22 protein-coding genes are annotated in these 19,171 nt (G+C 33.2%); 5 read left to right on the top strand and 17 right to left on the bottom strand.

From position 1 onward, the window contains the following. The first annotated feature begins 5 nt into the window (after positions 1–5). Together AAEO57_RS07085 and AAEO57_RS07080 are read left to right on the top strand one after the other, a co-directional pair. Entirely contained in the window at positions 6–1,094 is a 1,089-nt protein-coding gene (locus AAEO57_RS07085; protein ID WP_341690996.1) for a glycosyltransferase family 4 protein, read from the top strand. A 126-nt stretch (positions 1,095–1,220) separates the two neighbouring features. Further along, complete coding sequence (locus tag AAEO57_RS07080) at positions 1,221–1,976, top strand: phosphatase PAP2 family protein (protein ID WP_341690994.1); 756 nt, start codon at positions 1,221–1,223, stop codon at positions 1,974–1,976. Positions 1,977–2,255: 279 nt separating this feature from the next. Here the strand turns inward: AAEO57_RS07080 and AAEO57_RS07075 are convergent, their stop codons facing one another. The 8 genes from AAEO57_RS07075 to AAEO57_RS07040 form a co-directional block, all read right to left on the bottom strand. Next, positions 2,256–2,999 (bottom strand): lycopene cyclase domain-containing protein, encoded by a 744-nt coding sequence (locus AAEO57_RS07075; RefSeq protein ID WP_341690992.1) that lies wholly within the window; start codon positions 2,997–2,999, stop codon positions 2,256–2,258. Continuing rightward, positions 2,996–3,454: a sterol desaturase family protein gene (locus AAEO57_RS07070; protein WP_341690990.1), complete on the bottom strand. Its 459-nt coding sequence runs from the start codon at positions 3,452–3,454 to the stop codon at positions 2,996–2,998. Before AAEO57_RS07070 ends, AAEO57_RS07075 begins: the two co-directional genes overlap by 4 nt. An 80-nt stretch (positions 3,455–3,534) precedes the next feature. Then, complete coding sequence (locus AAEO57_RS07065; protein WP_341690988.1) at positions 3,535–3,984, bottom strand: hypothetical protein; 450 nt, start codon at positions 3,982–3,984, stop codon at positions 3,535–3,537. Further along, positions 3,984–4,820 carry a phytoene/squalene synthase family protein gene (locus AAEO57_RS07060; RefSeq protein WP_341690986.1) on the bottom strand — a complete coding sequence of 279 codons (837 nt, stop codon included), beginning with the start codon at positions 4,818–4,820 and terminating at the stop codon, positions 3,984–3,986. The genes AAEO57_RS07065 and AAEO57_RS07060 overlap by 1 nt, the downstream gene beginning before the upstream one ends. A 5-nt stretch (positions 4,821–4,825) precedes the next feature. Next, positions 4,826–6,298, bottom strand: a complete 1,473-nt coding sequence (locus AAEO57_RS07055; RefSeq protein WP_341690983.1) for a phytoene desaturase family protein — start codon at positions 6,296–6,298, stop codon at positions 4,826–4,828. After that, a complete protein-coding gene (locus AAEO57_RS07050; protein ID WP_341690981.1) occupies positions 6,298–6,960 on the bottom strand; it encodes a MarR family winged helix-turn-helix transcriptional regulator in 663 nt (220 codons plus the stop codon). The genes AAEO57_RS07055 and AAEO57_RS07050 overlap by 1 nt, the downstream gene beginning before the upstream one ends. 481 nt (positions 6,961–7,441) lie before the next feature. After that, on the bottom strand, positions 7,442–8,329 hold the full coding sequence (locus AAEO57_RS07045) for a DMT family transporter (RefSeq protein WP_341690979.1): 888 nt from the start codon (positions 8,327–8,329) through the stop codon (positions 7,442–7,444). Positions 8,330–8,331: 2 nt separating this feature from the next. Beyond that, positions 8,332–8,853, bottom strand: a complete 522-nt coding sequence (locus AAEO57_RS07040; protein ID WP_341690976.1) for a GNAT family N-acetyltransferase — start codon at positions 8,851–8,853, stop codon at positions 8,332–8,334. 64 nt (positions 8,854–8,917) lie between these two features. On the opposite strand from AAEO57_RS07040, the gene AAEO57_RS07035 reads away from it, so the two are divergent. Then, entirely contained in the window at positions 8,918–9,781 is an 864-nt protein-coding gene (locus tag AAEO57_RS07035) for a LysR family transcriptional regulator (RefSeq protein WP_341690974.1), read from the top strand. A gap of 4 nt (positions 9,782–9,785) precedes the next feature. Here AAEO57_RS07035 and AAEO57_RS07030 read toward each other — a convergent pair whose 3' ends face one another. The 5 genes from AAEO57_RS07030 to AAEO57_RS07010 all read right to left on the bottom strand — a co-directional run bounded on the left by AAEO57_RS07030 (position 9,786) and on the right by AAEO57_RS07010 (position 12,971). Next, complete coding sequence (locus AAEO57_RS07030) at positions 9,786–10,232, bottom strand: GNAT family N-acetyltransferase (RefSeq protein ID WP_341690972.1); 447 nt, start codon at positions 10,230–10,232, stop codon at positions 9,786–9,788. Between the two features lie 384 nt (positions 10,233–10,616). Next, positions 10,617–10,943, bottom strand: a complete 327-nt coding sequence (locus AAEO57_RS07025; RefSeq protein WP_026728926.1) for a DMT family transporter — start codon at positions 10,941–10,943, stop codon at positions 10,617–10,619. A gap of 266 nt (positions 10,944–11,209) precedes the next feature. After that, positions 11,210–11,770 (bottom strand): Crp/Fnr family transcriptional regulator, encoded by a 561-nt coding sequence (locus tag AAEO57_RS07020; RefSeq protein ID WP_341690965.1) that lies wholly within the window; start codon positions 11,768–11,770, stop codon positions 11,210–11,212. 156 nt (positions 11,771–11,926) lie between these two features. Beyond that, positions 11,927–12,124, bottom strand: coding sequence for a hypothetical protein (locus AAEO57_RS07015; protein ID WP_341690963.1), 198 nt, complete (start codon positions 12,122–12,124; stop codon positions 11,927–11,929). A gap of 490 nt (positions 12,125–12,614) precedes the next feature. Further along, positions 12,615–12,971 carry a hypothetical protein gene (locus tag AAEO57_RS07010; RefSeq protein ID WP_341690961.1) on the bottom strand — a complete coding sequence of 119 codons (357 nt, stop codon included), beginning with the start codon at positions 12,969–12,971 and terminating at the stop codon, positions 12,615–12,617. Positions 12,972–13,237: 266 nt separating this feature from the next. Here AAEO57_RS07010 and AAEO57_RS07005 point away from each other — a divergent pair, with 266 nt between their 5' ends. Together AAEO57_RS07005 and AAEO57_RS07000 are read left to right on the top strand one after the other, a co-directional pair. Further along, the gene (locus tag AAEO57_RS07005) at positions 13,238–14,341 is read left to right on the top strand and encodes a fatty acid desaturase family protein (RefSeq protein WP_341690959.1); all 1,104 of its coding nucleotides are present in this window, start codon (positions 13,238–13,240) and stop codon (positions 14,339–14,341) included. Between the two features lie 133 nt (positions 14,342–14,474). Next, positions 14,475–15,122: a M15 family metallopeptidase gene (locus AAEO57_RS07000; RefSeq protein WP_341690957.1), complete on the top strand. Its 648-nt coding sequence runs from the start codon at positions 14,475–14,477 to the stop codon at positions 15,120–15,122. Position 15,123: 1 nt separating this feature from the next. Here the strand turns inward: AAEO57_RS07000 and AAEO57_RS06995 are convergent, their stop codons facing one another. From AAEO57_RS06995 to AAEO57_RS06980, 4 genes are all read right to left on the bottom strand, one after another. Beyond that, positions 15,124–15,687: a hypothetical protein gene (locus tag AAEO57_RS06995; RefSeq protein WP_341690955.1), complete on the bottom strand. Its 564-nt coding sequence runs from the start codon at positions 15,685–15,687 to the stop codon at positions 15,124–15,126. 2 nt (positions 15,688–15,689) lie between these two features. Then, positions 15,690–16,868 carry a class I SAM-dependent methyltransferase gene (locus AAEO57_RS06990; protein ID WP_341690953.1) on the bottom strand — a complete coding sequence of 393 codons (1,179 nt, stop codon included), beginning with the start codon at positions 16,866–16,868 and terminating at the stop codon, positions 15,690–15,692. A gap of 2 nt (positions 16,869–16,870) precedes the next feature. Then, on the bottom strand, positions 16,871–17,962 hold the full coding sequence (locus AAEO57_RS06985) for an AI-2E family transporter (RefSeq protein ID WP_341690950.1): 1,092 nt from the start codon (positions 17,960–17,962) through the stop codon (positions 16,871–16,873). A gap of 110 nt (positions 17,963–18,072) precedes the next feature. Further along, a complete protein-coding gene (locus tag AAEO57_RS06980; RefSeq protein WP_341690948.1) occupies positions 18,073–19,032 on the bottom strand; it encodes a zinc metalloprotease in 960 nt (319 codons plus the stop codon). Positions 19,033–19,171: the final 139 nt, after the last annotated feature.

Raw genomic sequence — 19,171 nt, 5'->3', positions numbered from 1 at the left:
AAACCATGAAAGCACTATTTGAATTTTTATCCTATGGATTCTTATCCTTAATTTTGGCTCTGGTATTTATTCCGGTAATTAGAAATATTGCCATTAAAGTGAATCTTGTAGACAAACCTAATTACAGGAAGGTTCATTTGACAGCTATACCATTAGTGGGTGGTATTTCAATTGCCCTGGCAGTTTTAACTACGATTTTTGTGTCAAATTACAGACTTTCGTTTCTAAGAGAATATCTTCCAATATTAGCATCGGCAATGGTTTTATTAATTGTTGGTGTTATCGATGACAAAAAAGACATTTGTGCTAAGTATAAATTGATTATTCAGTTTCTGTTAGCTCTTATAATTGCATTTTCCGGTACAAGAATAACATCTTTGTTTGGTGTGTTTGGAGTTTATGAAATTGTAATCTGGCAACAGTACTTGTTAACAATTTTAATCATTACAGGAGTTGTCAATGCGTTTAATCTCATGGATGGAGTTGATGGTTTAATAGGAATACTGTCATTATTAGGTTTTTTTATCCTTCTTATAATTGCGATTTATTTTAAGGATTATAATCTGATATTTTCCAGTATTTTATTTATTGGAGCCATTTTAGGATTTTTAAGATTCAATTTAGGGAAGGAAAAGATTTTTATGGGAGATTCGGGTTCTTTATTCATCGGATTTATTTTAATCACAGAGGCGATTAAATTTTTGCAAAAACACGAAATAGGCAAAGAAAACTCTTTTAGTTACACTGTACTATTACTTATTTTATTTTTTTCAATTCCGGTTTTCGATTCTTTAAGGGTTTATATGGGAAGAATTAAAAGAGGTAATTCTCCTTTTAGTGCCGATAAATCACATTTGCATCATTTATTTCTTGGAGCAGGATTTGGTCATAAAAAAACAACACTTATGATTAGTGCAATTTTTGCTTTTTTACTTTTAATAGAAACAACATTGCAATCTTTTTTGTCTATAACCTTAATTATTGCAGCCAGTATTATTATATTTTCTATCATAGTCAGAATCCTGTTAATGATTAACAATCTTCATCGATGGAAATTTAGATTAAAAGATTTAGAAAATAAGCGGAATATATAATAATTTGAAAATGAAACTGAATTTTTAAGTAATAAAAAAAACAACTTACTCTAACAGGATCTCGATATATTTGCAGATCTAATCATGAAATAACTGGACATTAATAGTTCTGTTTAATTAAAAAAAATGGGAAAAAAAATACTGATTTTATTTAGCCTATGGACCATCAGCACTTTTGGACAAGATAAAAGTGCTGACAGTATAACTACAAGAGTTACAGACAGGAATATCAAATTCAAATATGAGGCGTTGATTATACCTACAACTCTAATTGCATATGGTGTTATAGGACTAGAAAGTCATACACTGAAGGATATTAATTCTGACACTAAAGACGAAATAAATGAACATATTGACAACAAATTTACAATTGATGATTTTTCTCAATATAGTACCTTTCTATCCGTATACGCACTAAATGCAGCAGGGATTAAAGGGAAAAATAATTTCAAAGACCGCACTATTATTTTAGGGACTGCCTATTTAATTATGGGGACAACAGTCAATATAATAAAACACACGAGTAACGAGATGCGGCCTGACGGAACCTCGAACAACTCTTTTCCTTCCGGACACACTGCAACAGCTTTCATGGGAGCTGAGTTTTTATACCAGGAATATAAAGATGTATCTGTCTGGTATGGGGTTGCAGGTTATGTAGTTGCTGCTGGAACTGGATTTTTTAGGATGTATAATGACAGACATTGGTTTAGTGATGTTGCTGCCGGAGCCGGTATAGGAATTTTGAGTACTAAAATAGCCTATTGGGTTCATCCTTTGATTAAGAAAACAATATTCAAAAAAAAGGAAAATCTCAACGGAGTAATTATGCCTATTTATAATGGTAAGCAATATGGTTTAGGAATGTCGATGTCATTTTAGTAACCATATGAATATAAATAAGAACAAGCTGAAAAAATGTTATTACTTCTCCTGGCACATAAAATTATTTAACAACTTACATTTTTATTGATATTGATACTAATAGGATCAGGTTCAAATGTTAGGGATTATGGATTAAGGAATGTTAATGTTTGATTTTCTAAAAGTCTTGTTTTGTATCACGGATGCGTGAGGGATAGAAGCAAGCTACCGAAGTAGCGCGGATATCCCGACAGAATCGCGATAAAAAGGGGTGTAAGCGCAAAGGAAATACCCTTTTTATCGGGATGGTGGCACGCCCAAATCTGTTTGTGAGATTTGAGCTGTTTTTTTTTCGTCCTGAGTATTTTTGAATCGTTTGAAGAAATACAGTACCAAAAGAAATTGTGTGTATCCATAAACAGCATCTTCGATTGGTATGGTCAGCATTCGGATGCCCAGAAAAGCATTCGGGTTATAATTGACTATTGGTGATTCTAATCCTGTACCGGTTAATAGTCCGTTTACAGGGAAAAAGCCCAGCATTAATATTGTAAATACAAGTGAAGCTTTAGCAATCCAGTCTGTCCTGGCGATAAAATGCAGGAAGATTATGGTTGTAATTGTAGCAAGGGCCGTTACTAGTGTGTAGATTTTGTCATTATGCAGCAAGGCAATTACCGAGCAGACAATAAGGGTAATGAATGCAATAAGGTTATTGAAACCTTTGGTCCAGTCTAGTTTGAAAAATTTATCAATGCAGAAATAAGTGAATACGCAGGAAAAAGTAATGCAGATAAAAAACAGCCATTCTTCAATTGGTAATCCGGCTATGATTATTCCGAGGGTATAATCGGTATTGAACCACCAGACTCCTTGGGAGGTAAACCAGACATCCCACGCTATAAAAGGAATTGCGACAATGACAGCAGATTTTATAAATGCTCCAAAATATCGGCTGAAAAGAATTCGCTTGTCAAAAGAGGCTATAAAACAGATGATGACTGTAAAAAATAATATCAAAGAATAGGTATAGGGCTTCATTTCTTGGTGGAATTAAAATACATTTTGAAATATTTGACAGGCACATATAAAAAGCCAAAGCATTCGCCTTCTTCTTTTCTAATGTGTTTGTGATGCTGTTTATGTGCCCTTCGAAGTGCCAGAAAATAAGGGTTTTTAGTCTGGGTTAAGTATTTAATTCGTTGATGTATAAAAATATCATGCACAAAAAAATAAGCCATTCCGTAAAGCATAATGCCTAAGCCGATGAAGAATAAATAATTGAAATTTTCTAACGACCCGAAATACATCAGAGCTATTGTTGGTGTTGCAAATATGACAAAAAAATAGTCGTTTTTCTCTAAGTCACCTTCGTTGCTATGATCATGATGGTCTTTGTGCAGATACCACAAAAAACCGTGCATGACGTATTTATGAATAATCCAGGTTGCGCCTTCCATGAGTATGAATGTTCCCAATGCTATTAGAAAATGCATATTTATTTTTTTAATTTGTTGTTAAATAGTATACTAAAAATTAAATGTCAATGCAACTGTAATGTTAATGTTTTTGATCTTTAATTTTTTAAAAGGGCTTCTATGTTTTTTTGCAAAATCTGTGATTTAATTTGATTTTGATTGCTTTTTAGAAACTCTGTGTCTTCTTTTATATTTGATTTATATCCTAAAATTGAAGGAACATTTTTTTGAATAGAGAGTCTTATGAATCTGTATTCTGCATTGTCCGGTTCTTTTTTGATTGCCCTTTCTATGTTCTTTTTCCCTTTGTTAAAAGTACTGAGTTTGCTTACAGGACTAAAAACATGATTTGCCCAAATAGCCTGAAAACCGCCTAAATAAGCCAGATAATCGGTTGATTCGTTCTGTGTTTTGGATAATTCAGTAATCATTTTTTCGCATAATGCTTTGTCTGATACCGCCTTATTGTAATTCGTTCTTATTTCATCCAATCCTGTTGAGTCTGGACTTATAAAAAGCAAAATAACGAATAGCAGCGCAGATTTCATTATAAATAAGCAGCTTTATATCTTACATAACTTTTAAAAGCCACAACAGCCTTCTCTGAATTTGCAACCCTAATTCTGCTGTTCAGAATTTCTTTGTATGATTTGCGTTTTATTTTTTTGAATAAAGACAAATAGTATTTGTAAGCAAGATACACTCCAAACATAGCAGAATTAGGCAGTTTTTTAATTCCGATCAGTGCCATTTTGAATTCTTCTTCTATTTCCTTTTCAATTTGAGCTTTTACAACATTGTCAAATACAACCATATCAATATTAGGAAAATACGTTCGTCCCAAAATCTGATAATCATCTTTCAGGTCTCTTAAAAAATTAATTTTCTGAAAAGCAGACCCCAGTTTCATTGCATAAGGTTTCAGCTCATCATATTTTTCCTTGTTGCCTTCTGTAAAAACCTGAAGGCACATAAGACCAACTACTTCTGCTGAGCCAAAAATATATTCTTTATACAATTCTGAATTGTAATCTATTTTTTGCAGATCCATTTCCATACTATGCAGGAACTGGTCTATCAGTTTTTTTTCAATTTGATACTCATTAACCGTTTGCTGGAACGATTGTAAAATTGGGTTGAGTGAAATACCTTCTTGTAAAGCGTTTTCTGTTTCTGTTTTTAATCGATTCAGAAGTTTTTCTTTGTCATAGTCGTGAAAACTGTCTACAATTTCATCGGCTAATCTTACGTAACCATATATAGCATAAATGGCAGAACGAATAGAAGGTTTTAAGGCTAAAATACCTAAAGAAAAACTGGTACTGTATTTTTGGGTTGTCAATTTGCTTACCGAGTAAGAAAGTTCGTCAAATAACTGTTTCATGATACTTAGTTTTTAAGTTTGTTTATTTCGTCCGCCACAATTTTTCCTGATATGATAGAGGGAGGAACCCCTGGGCCAGGAACGGTTAACTGACCCGTGTAAAATAAATTTTTAAGTTTTTTGTTTTGTATTTTGGGCTTTAACACCGCAGTCTGGGTAAGTGTATTTGCCAGTCCGTAAGCGTTGCCTCCATAGGCATTATAATCTGAAATAAAATCACTGACGCAATAACTTTTTTTGTATTCAATTTTTGATAGCAAGCCGGTTACGCCTGTATGTTTTTCAATTCTTGAAAGCATTTCTTTTAGATATTTCTCACGGACGGATTCGCCATCGTTAATTCCGATAGCCAAAGGCATCAGAAGAAACAGGTTTTCTTTGTCTTTTGGAGCGATCTTCGGATCTGTTTTTGATGGACAACAGGAATAAAATAATGGTTTTTCAGGCCATTTTTTATCTCCGTATATACTATCGATATGTTCGTCTAAATCATTTTCAAAAAAGAGGGTGTGATGTTTTAGGTTTGGAAGAGGTTCATTAATTCCCAGGTAATAAATTAGGCTCGATGGCGCAAATGTTCTCTTTTGCCAGTATTTTTCTGTGTAATTTCTATAGTTTTCCTCTAAAAGTGTTTCGGTGTGATGATAATCTGAGGAGGCAATTACAGTATCAAAGGTATGTACTTCTCCGTTTATAGTCAAAGAGTTTACTTTATCATTCTGTGTGTTTATTTTTTCGACGGTTTGATTAAAATGAAAAACCGCTCCTTGTTTTTCAGCTACTTTTTTCATTGCAAGAACTAATTGATAAAAACCACCCATAGGATAATGCGTGCCCAGTGCATAACCGCCGTAATTCATTAAACTGTATAATGCCGGTATATTTTTTGGAGAAGCGCCCAGAAATATTACCGGAAATTCCATCAGCGTTCTTAATTTTTGGTTTTTAAAATACTTGGCTGTATAATCTCTGAAGTTCGTTAATAAATCTAATTTTAATGCACTTTTGGCTATTTTAGGCGAAACAAATTCGGACCAGCTGTAACAGGGTTTGCGGACAAATTCTTTCATTCCTGTTTCGTATTTGAATTTTGCCGAATGCATAAATTTTTCTAATTGTAATCCAGCGCCTGTTTCAATTTGTTCGAACAACACTTTTAGCTCCTCTAAGTTTTCAGGAACTTTGATTTTCTCATCTGAAAAAATCATTTCAAATTGTGGATTTAATGAAATCAACTCGAAGAAATCTGAAACTTTATAACCGAAATCAGCAAAAAAATCATCCATAATATCGGGCATCCAGTACCAGCTCGGTCCCATATCAAAAACGTAGCCTTGTTCTGTTGTAAACTGTCTGGCTCTTCCGCCCGGCTGGCTGTGTTTTTCAAACAGGTGAACTTCATGGCCTTCTTTTGCCAGATAAGCAGCTGCAGACATGCCCGAAAACCCTGTGCCTATAATGGCTATTTTCTTTTTCATTATTTTTTCTCGTTTAAAACTTCACTTAATAAATCCTGAGTTTCAATGTTTTTGTTATAAATGGGCTGATGAAAATCATTTAGTTTATTGAGTAATCTGATTAACTCCATTTTTTCATTATACGTTAAATCTCCGGAAACAATTTGAGTTGCTTTTCTGATTTTACTCATCTGATTATCTAATATTTCAAGACCTTTATTATTAATTTTTAAAACCTTGCTTCTTTTATCTGTTTCCGAATCGGTTTGATTGACCCAGCCCTGAGCGACCAATCGGTTGATGATCTGCATTCCGGTAGGTTTTTCGTGGATGTTTTTTTTAATTAAATCCATTTTTGTCATTTGTCCGAATGTTTTAAGATTTATTAGATAACTAAAATCCTCCTGTGTCGAAAAATCCGAACCAAAAATGGCCGATTTTGAATAGCTTCTTCCATACCTGTTCATGTGAACAATTAAAGTAGCAATAGCACTTTCTGCACTTCGTCCATTTTCTTTTCCCTCCCAATACGGTTCGTTTTGGAAGCTGTCTTCACTTTTATAGTTGACAGCAGTCCACTTTTTAAATCCTTCAGCATCATTGGAGTATCTTTTCGTTTTCAAATTTTCTGCCTCAAATTCTTCAAGCAGATTGATAATATCTTTAAGAGTATTGTATTTCATGCTTTTAATTTTAGGATATAAAAATACTATTTTTTGTTTTAAAAAGTATTTTTTTATGCTTTTTTATTAAAAACTTTATAGAACAATTACAGATAAAAAAAGTAAATAAGGATTTAATTTAGGAATCAAATTACAACATTTAAATTACAATAAAGTTATATTTTATCACTTAAATTGTGTTAAATTATTTGATTTTTAATCAATTGCGCTATGTGTGGAGGTGCATAGAGAACAGATTTACTTTTTAGTATTTAGTATGGAAGATAAAATAATCTTCCCTGAAGGGTAAGGAAGAAAAGAAAGGTAGTTTGTAATCTAATGGTGATTGGAGACGTATGAAGTGGAGAAGGGTAGCGATGGTAAAATTCAATTGTAGCGCTGTCTTGTGGGGTCTAAATTTTGTGTGTTGAAGTTTTGTAAAAACTATTAAATTAATTTTAGAAGGCTAAATCATTTTAGCTTTTTTGAAAAGATGCCACAATCAAATATTTTTTCTAAATAGTTTTGTTTTTTGAGTTTCGAAATTTACTTCAGAAATTATAGTGGCTGCAAAAATTAAGGTTCCTCCTAAAAGTAATTTCCAGGAAAGATTTTCGTCTAAAATAAAAAAAGCGCCAATAGCTCCGAATATAGGTTCAAATAAATAGATTACAGCAACACGTTCGGCTGATAAGTAACGCTGCGAAATGTTTGAAACCGTGTACATAAAAGCGGTAGAAAACAAAGCGCAATAAACCGCACCAAGCCAGAAAGTATCGTTTTTAGGAAACCATTCTGCATGAGGATCGGTAATTGCCAGACAAAAAGTAAATAAGGCACAGAAGGAAAACATCGGAACAATAGAATACAAAAGGTTTTTTGTAGCCGATTGTTTTTCAACAGAAATGAGATATATTGCAAATGCGAATGCACCTGCGATAGTAAATAAATCGCCCATATTTATGGTAAACTTATCTGTTATAGCAATAATAAACAAGCCGGTTAAAGCCGTCAAAGCGGCAATCCAGATTTTTAACGGAGTATTGGTTTTATAAATAGCTAATTTCAGCATCGGAATAATAATTACAGTAAGCCCCGCAATAAAAGAACATTGTGACGCATCTGCATATTTAAGTGCAGTAGTCTGTAATTGAATGCCTGAAAACATAGGAACAGCCAGTAAAAAGCCTGTTTTGATTGCTTCATGATTGATTTTTTTGACATATTTCCAAAAAATAACACTTAATACCACTACAGCCAGCAGGAAGCGATAAAATAGAAATATGTTTAGCGAATAATGGCCAATAGCCATTTTGGTAACCGAATAAGAAACTCCCCAAAACGCAGTACCGATAATCAGCAGGATTAATAAAAGCTGTTTTCTTTCCATTTTTAAGTCAATATTTTTTTCATCATAAAATCGGTCTGTTCGTCGTTGCCTAATTTAAAAATGTGCGTGTCAAATTGCACGAAACCATTTTTGGTATAAAAATGTACTGCCCTGAAATTCTTTTCCCAAACCCCAAGCCACATATAGCTGGCTTTTATTTCTTCGGCAATTTCTTCTGCTTTAGCATATAATGCCTGCGCCACTTTTTTGCCGTGAAATTCCTTTGCTACATAAATTCGTTCTATTTCTAAGGCGTCTGAATTTTCTTTTTCGGTTTGTGCTTCAGCGGTATTCAGTTTCAGATAACCGACTACTTTTTCATCTAAAACAGCTAAATAGAAATAGGATGAAGGATTGCTCAGTTCGGCTGCCAGTTTTTCTGTTGCAAAGCTTTCTTCCAGATATTTTTTCATGTTTTCTTCGCTGTTTACATTGGCGAAGGTTTCAGAAAAGGTTTGTCTGCCAATTGATTGAAGCTTTAAGACGTCATCGGTTGTGGCTTTAGTTATTCTTAGTGTATTCATTTTTTATTTCTTTTAATGCGTTAAAACCTGCTTTAGGTTATTCATAAATGCGTAAATTGCATCAATGGATTTACAGCAGATTAAATATTTTTTGGCTTTGGCCCGTGAACTTCATTTCTGGAACACTGCCGGAAAAATGAATATTACACAATCAGCACTGAGCCGTCAGATTCAGTCTCTTGAGAATAAGCTTGGCGTACAGCTGTTTGAACGTAACAAACGCAATGTCAAACTCACTGCCGCTGGCCAGTTCCTAAAAGAAAAATGGGAGGTAGAATTGAGTAAACTGGAGTTTATTCATCAATCTGCCCGCCAGATTCAGTTGGGGGAGAGCGGTACCATTACCATTTCTCATCCTGATTCTATTTCGGCTTCTGCAATGCCCGAATTTTTGTCCCGTATTTCTGATGCTTTTCCGAAACTAAAAATCAAACTGGTTCAGGTTTTATACGAGAATCAGCAGGATTTTCTTCGCAATTATAAAATTGATCTGGCTTTTACCAGAGATATCAATACAGATAAAGATATTCAGTCTAAAAAAATCCAAACCGATTATTTAGCGATTGTAGTTCCGGAAGATCATCCCTATCAGACACCTGAAGATCTGACTAAAGAAACGCTTGCTTCTCAAAAGTTTATTTTGCCAACTAATGACGAAGGAAGCAGTTACAGTGACCTTATCCGACGGTTATTCAATTCTTTCGAGAATGCTCCCGAAGTATATCTTTATTCTGAATTTGGTTCAGCGATTATCGCTTTGGTTCGAAAAGGACTCGGAATTGCAATTTTACCTGATTCGTATGTTTTTCATGAAATTCCGGGAATACGATTCATAAAATTACCGCTGGAAACCGATTTATATGTCAATTGGAGAACCGAAGATCATAATCCTGTGCTGGCCAATGTTATAAAATTAATTATTCCGTAAACTTTTAAGGTCTGAGCATTCCGATATGCGGAATTCCATCTTCATCATATACTTCACCTTGTTCTGTAAATCCTAAGGATTGATAAAACTTTGATAAATGATATTGCGCACTGATGCGGATTGAAACTTTTCCAAACTTTTCTTCACAAGCCTCTATTGAGACTTCCATTAGTTTTCTTCCCAGACCTAATCCGCGATGAGATCTTGCTATAACCACTCTTCCGATAGAAATTTCATTGTATGATAATCCGGCCGGAAGTAAACGCGTTACGCCTGCTAACTCACTATCCACATAATATAATAGGTGAAAACTCTTTTGGTCTTTATTGTCTAAATCCAGATAAGGACAATTTTGTTCGACTACAAATACATCGCTTCTCAAACGAAGCATGTCGTATAATTCGTGATTAGTTAATTCGTCAAAAGATTTAATGGAATGGCTGAATGTCATTTTAATTTTAAGCTTTAATTTTTGACAAAGATACACTGAAGAATAATGTGTAAAAATGCTATTTTTTTATCATGTGATGCTGGAATTGCATTAGTTTATTTAAATTCCAAATTTTAAATTCCAAATTCCAAACTGAAAAAACAAAACTAAAGTGGAAAGTTTGTCAAAGTTCAGGCAACAGTTTGTGTCAACAGTTTGTCATTCCGAGGAACGAGGAATCTCACGCGGGATTCGACAAAGATAGGAGACATTCTGTGCGGAGTTTCTAGTGTGATTCCTCGTTCCTCGGAATGACAAGATTGCGGTGACAGTGTGTTTAAAAACAAAAAAACTTTGTCAAAGTTCGAAACTTTGACAAAGTTGAGGATATCGTAAAATATATTTTTAGTGAGAAACGGCCTTTAACCCAACGATAGAACCCACCAATGTTGCCAAGAAAAACAATCTCCAGAAAGCTGCAGGTTCTTTAAAAACAAAGATACCAACCAATACAGTTCCAACCGCTCCAATTCCTGTCCACACCGCATAAGCAGTTCCCAGCGGAAGTGTTTCTGTGGCTTTCATTAATAAAAGCATACTTACCGTTAATGATATAAAGAAACCAATATACCAATAGTACATTTCGGTTCCAGTTGTGGCTTTTGCTTTTCCAAGACATGATGCGAAGGCTACTTCAAATAGACCAGCGATGATTAAAATAATCCAGTTCATATAATTAAATTTTGAGATGCAAAGTTCTATTATGAAATGCAGAAAAAATTTAACAAATGATAAAAAATCAATTTATTTTAATTCGTTAGTTGAAGCGAGATTAAATAGTTTTTTTCAACAGTTAAAATATAATTTGATCTGCTAAAATCTTTTAAAATCTGCGTGAAATACTTTTTGCTTATGATTTTTTCACGCAGATTTACACAGATTAAAGCAGATTTGTTCAGATTTAAATGGAGAGTTTTAAAAAAATATCTCTTAACAGGTTATTTTATTTCCGCACGAATTCTGCTTAAACTGACTTGGGTTATTCCTAAATATGAGGCAATATGACCTAGTTGAACTCTTTGCAGGAGTTCTGGATGGTCTTTCATTAATTCCAAATAGCGTTCAGAAGCATTTTTGAATTGTTTAGAAATCAAACGTTCTTCGGTTTTGATCAGTTCTTTTTCAGCAAATTTTCGTCCCCAATTGGCAATGTGAACATCATCATTGAAGAGTTTTCTCAGGTTTTCTGTTTTGAGTTCGTACAATTCGCAGTCTTCCAAAAGTTCGATCGTTTCATATCCCGGCTGGTCTTCCACATAACTTTTCATCGAAATGACGGTTTCGCCTTCTTTTCCAAACCAAAAAGTAACTTCATTGTCTTTTTCCACATAAGCACGAACTAATCCTTTTTTTATAAAGTAAATATTAGATTCTATTTTGTTGGCTTTTAGTAAAATATGTCCTTTTGCGAAAGCAATTTCGGAGACATTATTTTGCAAAGCCAATTTTGACAGCTCAGGAAGTTGGTGTATGTGATCCAGAATTTTAGAAATATCCATCAACGGAATTTTAGTATTTTAGAATAAAGGTAAAAAGTAAAACGGCAAAATGAAGTTACTTTAATAAAAAAATCCCATTCCAAAAGAAATGGGATATAAAACTGCCTCTGTGATGAGCTATTGTAAACAGAAGCCATTTTTGACCAACATATAATACTAATTCATTCCTCCGCCTAAAGCTTTGTACAGCAATACTTGGGAGTTTGCATTTCGAAGCTGAATATCAACAAAATCCAATTCGGCCTGCAATTTGTTTTTTTGCGCATTGATGATTTCGAGGTAATTAGCGTAACCGCTCAAATACAAATCATTTGAGACATTTACGGCAATTTCAAGATGATCGATTTCTTTCAATTTGTATTTGAGAACATCTTCAAAAGCTTCGTTTCGGTGCAGTAAAGCGCTTAATTCATTGAACGCTGTTGTAACCGAATTTTGTTTTTAGCATGTACATCGGCAACAAATTTGCTCGCAACGATCGTGTCTTTTAAGGTGATTTTGTAAACAGGAACTGTTTTTATGTTTTTCGAATTCTTTTTTGATTTATCTCCACACGAGACTAAAACAAATAACGCCAGTAAGCATAAAAGGAATGAATTTTTATTTATGTTTTCATTAGGTTTAATTTTTGAATAAATAGATATTCTCCCTTGCTAAATTGAATACAGGGAGTATGAATTTGGATTTTTAGAAATAGAAATGTTTCCGGAATCTTTGTGTAAGAAGTTCCGTTTTGGGAATATTTTTACATAATAATTCTCTCAGATACCGGGTGAATGTAAATGAGGAATCGTTCAGAAAAATTTTGAACTGGAACTATATAAAAATGACGAAATTGTAAAGCCTAGAAAAGCTGATACAAATGAAGGTAAGTATGCCTTTGAAAATGGTATACTGAAGCGATACCGTATATTAAGCTCTTTTTATAAAGCTTGAAGTTGACTAAATTGCTAAAATAAGGAGCTTTTATCGTACTTTGTTCTAAAGTAGTTGCTCTCGATTTTATTTTCTTCTTTATAATATAATGAACTTTCAGATTTTTAGCAGAAGAAAAATCAGAAGAAGAAATGGTGTCGTCTGTAGCAACGCTGTCTAATGCAATGCAATTAGAAAAAGGAATGGACTGGTGATGCGTTTCGGTGCCTCTGAAAAAAGAGAGCAGCGATATTAGAACGATATATATGAATCTGGTATAATTCATTAAGCGCAGCAGAAAATTATAGTTTTTTTTTAAGACTAATGATTGTTGATAGTGCGCCAAATATAGCAATTTGAAAAGGAAATGAATCTTAAAATTTTCAAAAAAAGAGTTAGCATAAATTCCAAATTTATTTTATAGGCGAAAAAAAAAAGAGTGTACAATCTTAAAAATACTAAAATATTCTTTACGATGTAACCTTTTGTTAATGCGTGTTTTAACTTTTTTTTATTAAATTTGATATTACAATTTCAGCAAAATCAAATAATATGGAAAAATTAAAACGCCCGGTTTATGTAAAAGCTGGTACTGATGATTTTTTTAAAAAGTTGCGCGCAGAAGTAAACGAAACTGTTTTGCAAAATTCATCTTTGTATCGCTTTAACATTGTGAAGTCCATTGGACTTGTAATGCTCTTTTTTTTATTTTACGCCTGTATTTTACTATTTGGAAACAGTACGCCTTTATTATTTGTTTTTTATATTTTGTGTGGCATTAACATGATTGTACTTTTTATAAATGCTTTTCATGATGCAGCACATGGAGCCCTGTTCAAAAAACCAGTCCATAATCATCGGTTTATGTATATACTGGAACTTTTTGGGAGTAATCACTGGCTTTGGACTCGCAGACACATTAATCTTCATCATGCTTATCCAAATGTTCCGGATTGGGATGTAGATATCAAACAAAGCGATATTATCAGGATTTTTCCAAACAGTCCGTTGTTTAGCTACCATAAATATCAGCATATTTATATGTGGATGCTATATCCTCTCTATAGCCTGAACTGGCTTTATATTAGGGATTTTAAAGATTTTTTTGGTACAAAAGATAATTACGTAAAAAAAGTGGTTGATAAAATACCGACAAAGGAAATCTATAAATTATTTGCAGCCAAAATTTTTAATCTTACTTATATGCTTTTTATTCCGATGCTGCTTTTAAGCCAGCCTTGGTATATGGTCTTAGCCGCATGGTTTGCCATGCATATTTGCGGAAGTTCATTAGGAGTAGTCGCCCTTGTATCTACCCATGTAGACGAAGATGCCCATTTTCCGGGGACAGATGACGACGGAAACCTTTCAGCTACCTGGGCGATGCATCAAATGATAGTGACCAAGGATTTTAGTACCGAAAGCAAACTGGCCAATTTTTTATATGGAGGTTTTACACATCATGTAGCACACCATTTGTTTCCGGCTGTTGGGCATACTTATTATCCTTATATTACGCCGATAATTAAGAAGTATGCTGAAGAAAATGGAATACCATATACTTCTTATCCTTTTTATCACGCAATACGCTCCCATTTTCGAATGTTGAAAGATAAAGGTGTTCAGGAGAATATTTTGTCAACAGGAGAGATTTAATTCTAAATATAGTTTGCAATCATAGCCGGAAGTTAATCTTTCGGCTTTTTGTTTTTAAATCATTGAAATTTGGCCTTTTTTTATTCTTATATTTACTTTTTTAAGAAAGTCCAGTCAATTTAAAGTCTATTTCATGTCGCAATTAAACAAATCCTTATTTTTTCTAATTTCTTTTTTTGGAATAATTTCTTCTAATGCTCAAAATGAGGTTTATAAAACTGAAGCTGTTATTGCCGATACCACTTTTGTAAATTTAAAAGACTATAGTTCTGATTTTATTTACGATATGAAATATGCTACCGAGGATAATTTTTTAAAAGCAAAAGTATACGATTGTGCCGAATGTTTGCTGCGTTTAAAAACCGTAAAGGCTTTAATAGCAGCAAATAATGATTTTATGAAAAAAGGTTTCAGGATAAAAATATATGATTGTTACAGACCTTTGTCTATTCAGAAAAAAATGTGGGAAATTGTGTCAAACCCGGAGTATGTGGCAGACCCAAAAAAAGGCTCCATCCACAACAGAGGAGGAGCCGTTGATATTTCTATAGTCGATTCTAACGGAAAAGAAGCCAATATGGGAACTCCTTTTGATTTCTTCGGAATTAAGGCTAGCCATAATTATGTCCAGCTTCCTAAATCGGTATTGTCAAACAGAAAGTTTCTAAAAAAAATAATGATTAAAAACGGCTTTAACTCTTTTGATTCAGAATGGTGGCATTATAATCTGAAAACAGGTTTAAAAGACAAAGTTTCCAACCAAAAATGGAATTGCGATTAATTTATTCCACACATCTGATATTTTCTATAAAATACGTAGCAGGATGGTACGTTTTTCCGTTCATTTCAGATACAATTTCTCCTCTTACGATATAATCTACAACATCAGTCAGATATTTAATTCGCATGATGGTAACAGGAGATTTTTTTAGTTCTTCAAAATTATCTTTCATAAACATAAAAACTCCTGTATTGATTCGATTGTTGATGTCCTTATCACGAAGAAGTGTCCCGCAATTTTCCTGATTGATATGAATTAAAGTTACCACTTTTCCGTTTTGCAGTTGTAAAAAAACTTTTGAGTTTTTATCAAAACAATTCGCTTTTATAAAATCCTTGCTTTTTTGAATGGATTGTAGATTTAAAGTAGGCAGACCGTCAGTTTGTGCCAAAGAAAAAAAGATATAATTAGAGGTATTTCCAAAGTTTTTCTCGCTAATCAGATATTCATTGGTAACTTTGTAAGTACCGATTGAGTCTTTTATATTAGTACTATATTGACAATCTTTTTGGGCAAAGGAGGTAAAGGTTAATAGAAAAAAAGTGAATGGGATTAAATATTTCATTTTTAAGTTATTTTTCTGCAAATTAAAACTATTTTGTTGTCATTTTTGTCGGTTGTAAAAAAACAGTACAGATTTCCACCATTTTTTATTTTCCACTTTTTACGAATGTTTTCTACAGCCTCCGGAAAATTTCGGGTTGTAATGTTAGCCTGTTGATTTATAAGAGCTTTCATCTCATTTTTATTGTATGAAATCACTTTTTCAATTTTAAATGATCTTCCCGGGAAATCAATCAGTTCTTCCGAAGTGTATAAATGTGAATGTTTATGGAGTTTATTTATTTGGAAAGTTTTACTAACTTCATCAAATCCGCCCGATTTCATAATAGCCGAATTAGGTTCGTAAAGAAATTTTTGCGGTAAATCATAAGAGGCATATTCGTTTTGATCTCCTAAAATAAATTGAAAGGTTTCTGTTTTATCTTTCGATATATTGGCTGTCTTTATGGTAATACTGCCTTTGTAATTATGGTGAATTTCAAAAAGCAATTCTTTTACTTCGTTTTCCAAAGCGACAATATGAATGTTTTTAACGAATTTCAGTTCAGATAAACCAGCAGAAATATCCAGTAAAGGCGCAGTTTTAATTAAAATAGAATCTGATTTTTCGAAATAAAAATCTAATAATTCAGGTACATTAGGAAGACAGTCTTTTAGCATGAAAACTTTGCCTTTGGCATCATTTCTACGGGAAGGATCAATGTAAATCCAGTCCCATTTTTGGTTTAAATTATGTAAAACATCGGTTGAGTCAGCGGTATAAAAAGTGCAGTTTTCTACTTGTAACTGCTCAAAATTATGCTTTACAATGGCAGATAACTCTTCATTGATTTCGCAGTGTGCAACAACTTCAAACTTTTTCGAAAAATAATAATCATCCACACCAAAACCTCCGGTAAGATCAATTATTGATTTCCCTTCAATTAACGAAGCTTTGTATGCTGCTGTTTTCTCAGAAGATGTCTGTTCTACTGAAACCTTGCTAGGATAAATGATATTTTGTGATAAAAACCACGTAGGTAATTTTTCCTTAGCTTTCGTTCGGGCTTCAATTTGATTTAGAATCAAAATCCAGTCAACTTCTGGAAAAGGATTTTTCTGAAGCGCTAATTTTGTAATCGAAGCACCTGTATTTTGAGATATAAAATCTTGTATGTTTTTGTTTAAAATTGAAGTGTTCAATGCTAAATTTTTTCTGTTATGACGGAAACAATTTTATTGTCTGGAAAAAATTCTTTCAGGATTACTTTTAGCATCGTATAAACCGGAATCGCTATAATCATGCCGACAATCCCGAAAGTAATTCCGCTAATTAAAGTAATAAGGAATATTTCCAGCGGGTGCGAATTTACACTTTTTGATGAAATTATAGGCTGGCTAATATTATTGTCGATAGCCTGAACGAGCAGAAAACCAATGACAACGTATATTGTTGTTGGTAAAATTTCGGACTGAAAATCACTTCCAATCAGACTAATCATAGTTAATATTGCTGCCAGAACGGTTCCGATAATCGGACCGATGTATGGAATGATATTCAAAATAGCACATAAAAAGGCAATTACAAAAGCATTTTTATTTCCGAAAATAATCAAAACAATCAAATATAGAATAAAGACTACAGTTAATTGCAGTAATAAACCAATAAAATAACGGGTTAACAAATGATTGATTTTAGTAATCGAATTTATAATTTTGTCTTCATTGGTGTCCGGAAGGATTCTTCTGGCACCTGTTTTAAATATTTCCTGGTCTTTGATGAAGAAAAATGTAATAAAGAATACAGAAACCAGCCCCATTCCCATACTACCCATAAAATTCATAATAGAGTTTATGAAACTTGTGAAATAGTTGAAATCAATTGCAGAGGTAAGTTTTGAGTCATTCAGCACTTTTTTTAAATCTACATGCTGAATATTAAAATAATTTTCAATACTTCTTTCGGTTTCTATAAATTGTGACTGAAGATGATCTGTGTCTAAAAGAGCTAAATTGTTAGCCTGTGAAATAATCAAAGGAACAAACAATAATATAAAGCCAACAATTGAGAAAATGAAAATCACAATTGTAGTGGCTGCTGCCAGTGAATTACTGAATTTTAATTTGTTTTTTAAAAAGAGCACTAAAGGATTGGCAATCAGGCATAATATCAGGGAAATACACAAATATACAATCACAGTTTGTATTTCATATAAAAAATATATAATTGCCCCAATAACCAGAATTGTTGCAAGAGCTCTTAAAATTCCATTTGAAATAATTTTTGATGTCACCATAGATTTGATTTTTGACTATAAATATAGGAAAAGCTTTTTATAATTTATCGACAAACAAAAAAAGCGGGATATCGTTTATCCCGCTTCTCTGTTGTGTTTTTGATTTTTTTTTATTGTGCAAACGATGCTCTTGCACCATTGGCTGTAAATATTGCCGATATTCTGTTTTTTTGACCTAATGTAAACATATACATAGCATTGTCATCAACATAATCCATATAGTTCATTGTCATTTCAACAGGGTTTCCGGAACAGGTACTGTAATGAGGATATGCAGGAACACCGTAATTTTCTTCATTGTGAGTAGGTGTATCTGCAACTAAATCGCTTCCGCATGTTGCATCACCCCAGATATGGCGTAAATTCATCCAGTGTCCCACTTCATGAGTTGCTGTTCTTCCTAAATTAAACGGGGCGTTTGCGGCACCTGATAGCCCAAAGTATCTTGGATCAATAACCACTCCGTCTGTTGTAGAAGAACCTCCCGGAAATTGTGCATATCCTAAAATTCCGTTTCCAATATTACAAGTCCAAATATTTAATTTAGTTGTTGGAGAAGTGGGAGCCAGACCTCCCTGAGCCGTTTTTTTCATGGCATCATTTGTACCCCATGAAGTTTTGGTAGTAGATTTTCTGATTACCTGATCCAGAACGAACGTAATTCCAATATTAGCTTTAACACCCGAAAAGAGTGCGGGAACACTGTTGTAATCTGAATTTAAGGCATTAAAATCTTTGTTTAGAATATCAATTTGCGATTGAATCTGAGCGTTAGAAATGTTTTGTGCAGCTGTCCTGTACAAAACATTTACTACAACCGGGATTTGGATTTTACCGTTAACTAAACGACCTGTAAAATTGCTAAGAGAATGTTTTGCTGTGAAAGCTTCAATTTCGTTCATTTTTAGAGCTAAAGCCGGATTAGCTTTTAGTTGTGCCTCAAAAACTTCCTGTGTTGCACATGCACGTCTCGCAGATATATTCAAATTTGAATCTGATGATTCTGTTTGTTCATTTTGACAAGAAAACAGCATTAGCGCTGCAACTGTAGATAAAAGAATTTTTTTCATGATAAAAGGGGTTTTTGTTATAAAATTGGTTAATAATTAAATGATAACACAATTTTATAACAAAAAATAAATTCAAACAAATTTTTGCAATAATTTATTTATCAGAATTTTACAAACCCTTGTGTAGTCTACTTCCTAT

Source organism: Flavobacterium calami, assembly GCF_038290035.1.
Lineage (GTDB): Bacteria > Bacteroidota > Bacteroidia > Flavobacteriales > Flavobacteriaceae > Flavobacterium > Flavobacterium calami.
This window is presented reverse-complemented; position numbering and strand designations above follow the sequence as displayed.

Coding starts and splice junctions, on each gene's coding strand:
- AAEO57_RS07085 (WP_341690996.1), top strand. CDS start 6: ATGAAAGCACTATTTGAATTTTTATCCTATGGATTCTTATCCTTAATT.
- AAEO57_RS07080 (WP_341690994.1), top strand. CDS start 1,221: ATGGGAAAAAAAATACTGATTTTATTTAGCCTATGGACCATCAGCACT.
- AAEO57_RS07075 (WP_341690992.1), bottom strand. CDS start 2,999: ATGAAGCCCTATACCTATTCTTTGATATTATTTTTTACAGTCATCATC.
- AAEO57_RS07070 (WP_341690990.1), bottom strand. CDS start 3,454: ATGCATTTTCTAATAGCATTGGGAACATTCATACTCATGGAAGGCGCA.
- AAEO57_RS07065 (WP_341690988.1), bottom strand. CDS start 3,984: ATGAAATCTGCGCTGCTATTCGTTATTTTGCTTTTTATAAGTCCAGAC.
- AAEO57_RS07060 (WP_341690986.1), bottom strand. CDS start 4,820: ATGAAACAGTTATTTGACGAACTTTCTTACTCGGTAAGCAAATTGACA.
- AAEO57_RS07055 (WP_341690983.1), bottom strand. CDS start 6,298: ATGAAAAAGAAAATAGCCATTATAGGCACAGGGTTTTCGGGCATGTCT.
- AAEO57_RS07050 (WP_341690981.1), bottom strand. CDS start 6,960: ATGAAATACAATACTCTTAAAGATATTATCAATCTGCTTGAAGAATTT.
- AAEO57_RS07045 (WP_341690979.1), bottom strand. CDS start 8,329: ATGGAAAGAAAACAGCTTTTATTAATCCTGCTGATTATCGGTACTGCG.
- AAEO57_RS07040 (WP_341690976.1), bottom strand. CDS start 8,853: ATGAATACACTAAGAATAACTAAAGCCACAACCGATGACGTCTTAAAG.
- AAEO57_RS07035 (WP_341690974.1), top strand. CDS start 8,918: ATGGATTTACAGCAGATTAAATATTTTTTGGCTTTGGCCCGTGAACTT.
- AAEO57_RS07030 (WP_341690972.1), bottom strand. CDS start 10,232: ATGACATTCAGCCATTCCATTAAATCTTTTGACGAATTAACTAATCAC.
- AAEO57_RS07025 (WP_026728926.1), bottom strand. CDS start 10,943: ATGAACTGGATTATTTTAATCATCGCTGGTCTATTTGAAGTAGCCTTC.
- AAEO57_RS07020 (WP_341690965.1), bottom strand. CDS start 11,770: ATGGATATTTCTAAAATTCTGGATCACATACACCAACTTCCTGAGCTG.
- AAEO57_RS07010 (WP_341690961.1), bottom strand. CDS start 12,971: ATGAATTATACCAGATTCATATATATCGTTCTAATATCGCTGCTCTCT.
- AAEO57_RS07005 (WP_341690959.1), top strand. CDS start 13,238: ATGGAAAAATTAAAACGCCCGGTTTATGTAAAAGCTGGTACTGATGAT.
- AAEO57_RS07000 (WP_341690957.1), top strand. CDS start 14,475: ATGTCGCAATTAAACAAATCCTTATTTTTTCTAATTTCTTTTTTTGGA.
- AAEO57_RS06995 (WP_341690955.1), bottom strand. CDS start 15,687: ATGAAATATTTAATCCCATTCACTTTTTTTCTATTAACCTTTACCTCC.
- AAEO57_RS06985 (WP_341690950.1), bottom strand. CDS start 17,962: ATGGTGACATCAAAAATTATTTCAAATGGAATTTTAAGAGCTCTTGCA.
- AAEO57_RS06980 (WP_341690948.1), bottom strand. CDS start 19,032: ATGAAAAAAATTCTTTTATCTACAGTTGCAGCGCTAATGCTGTTTTCT.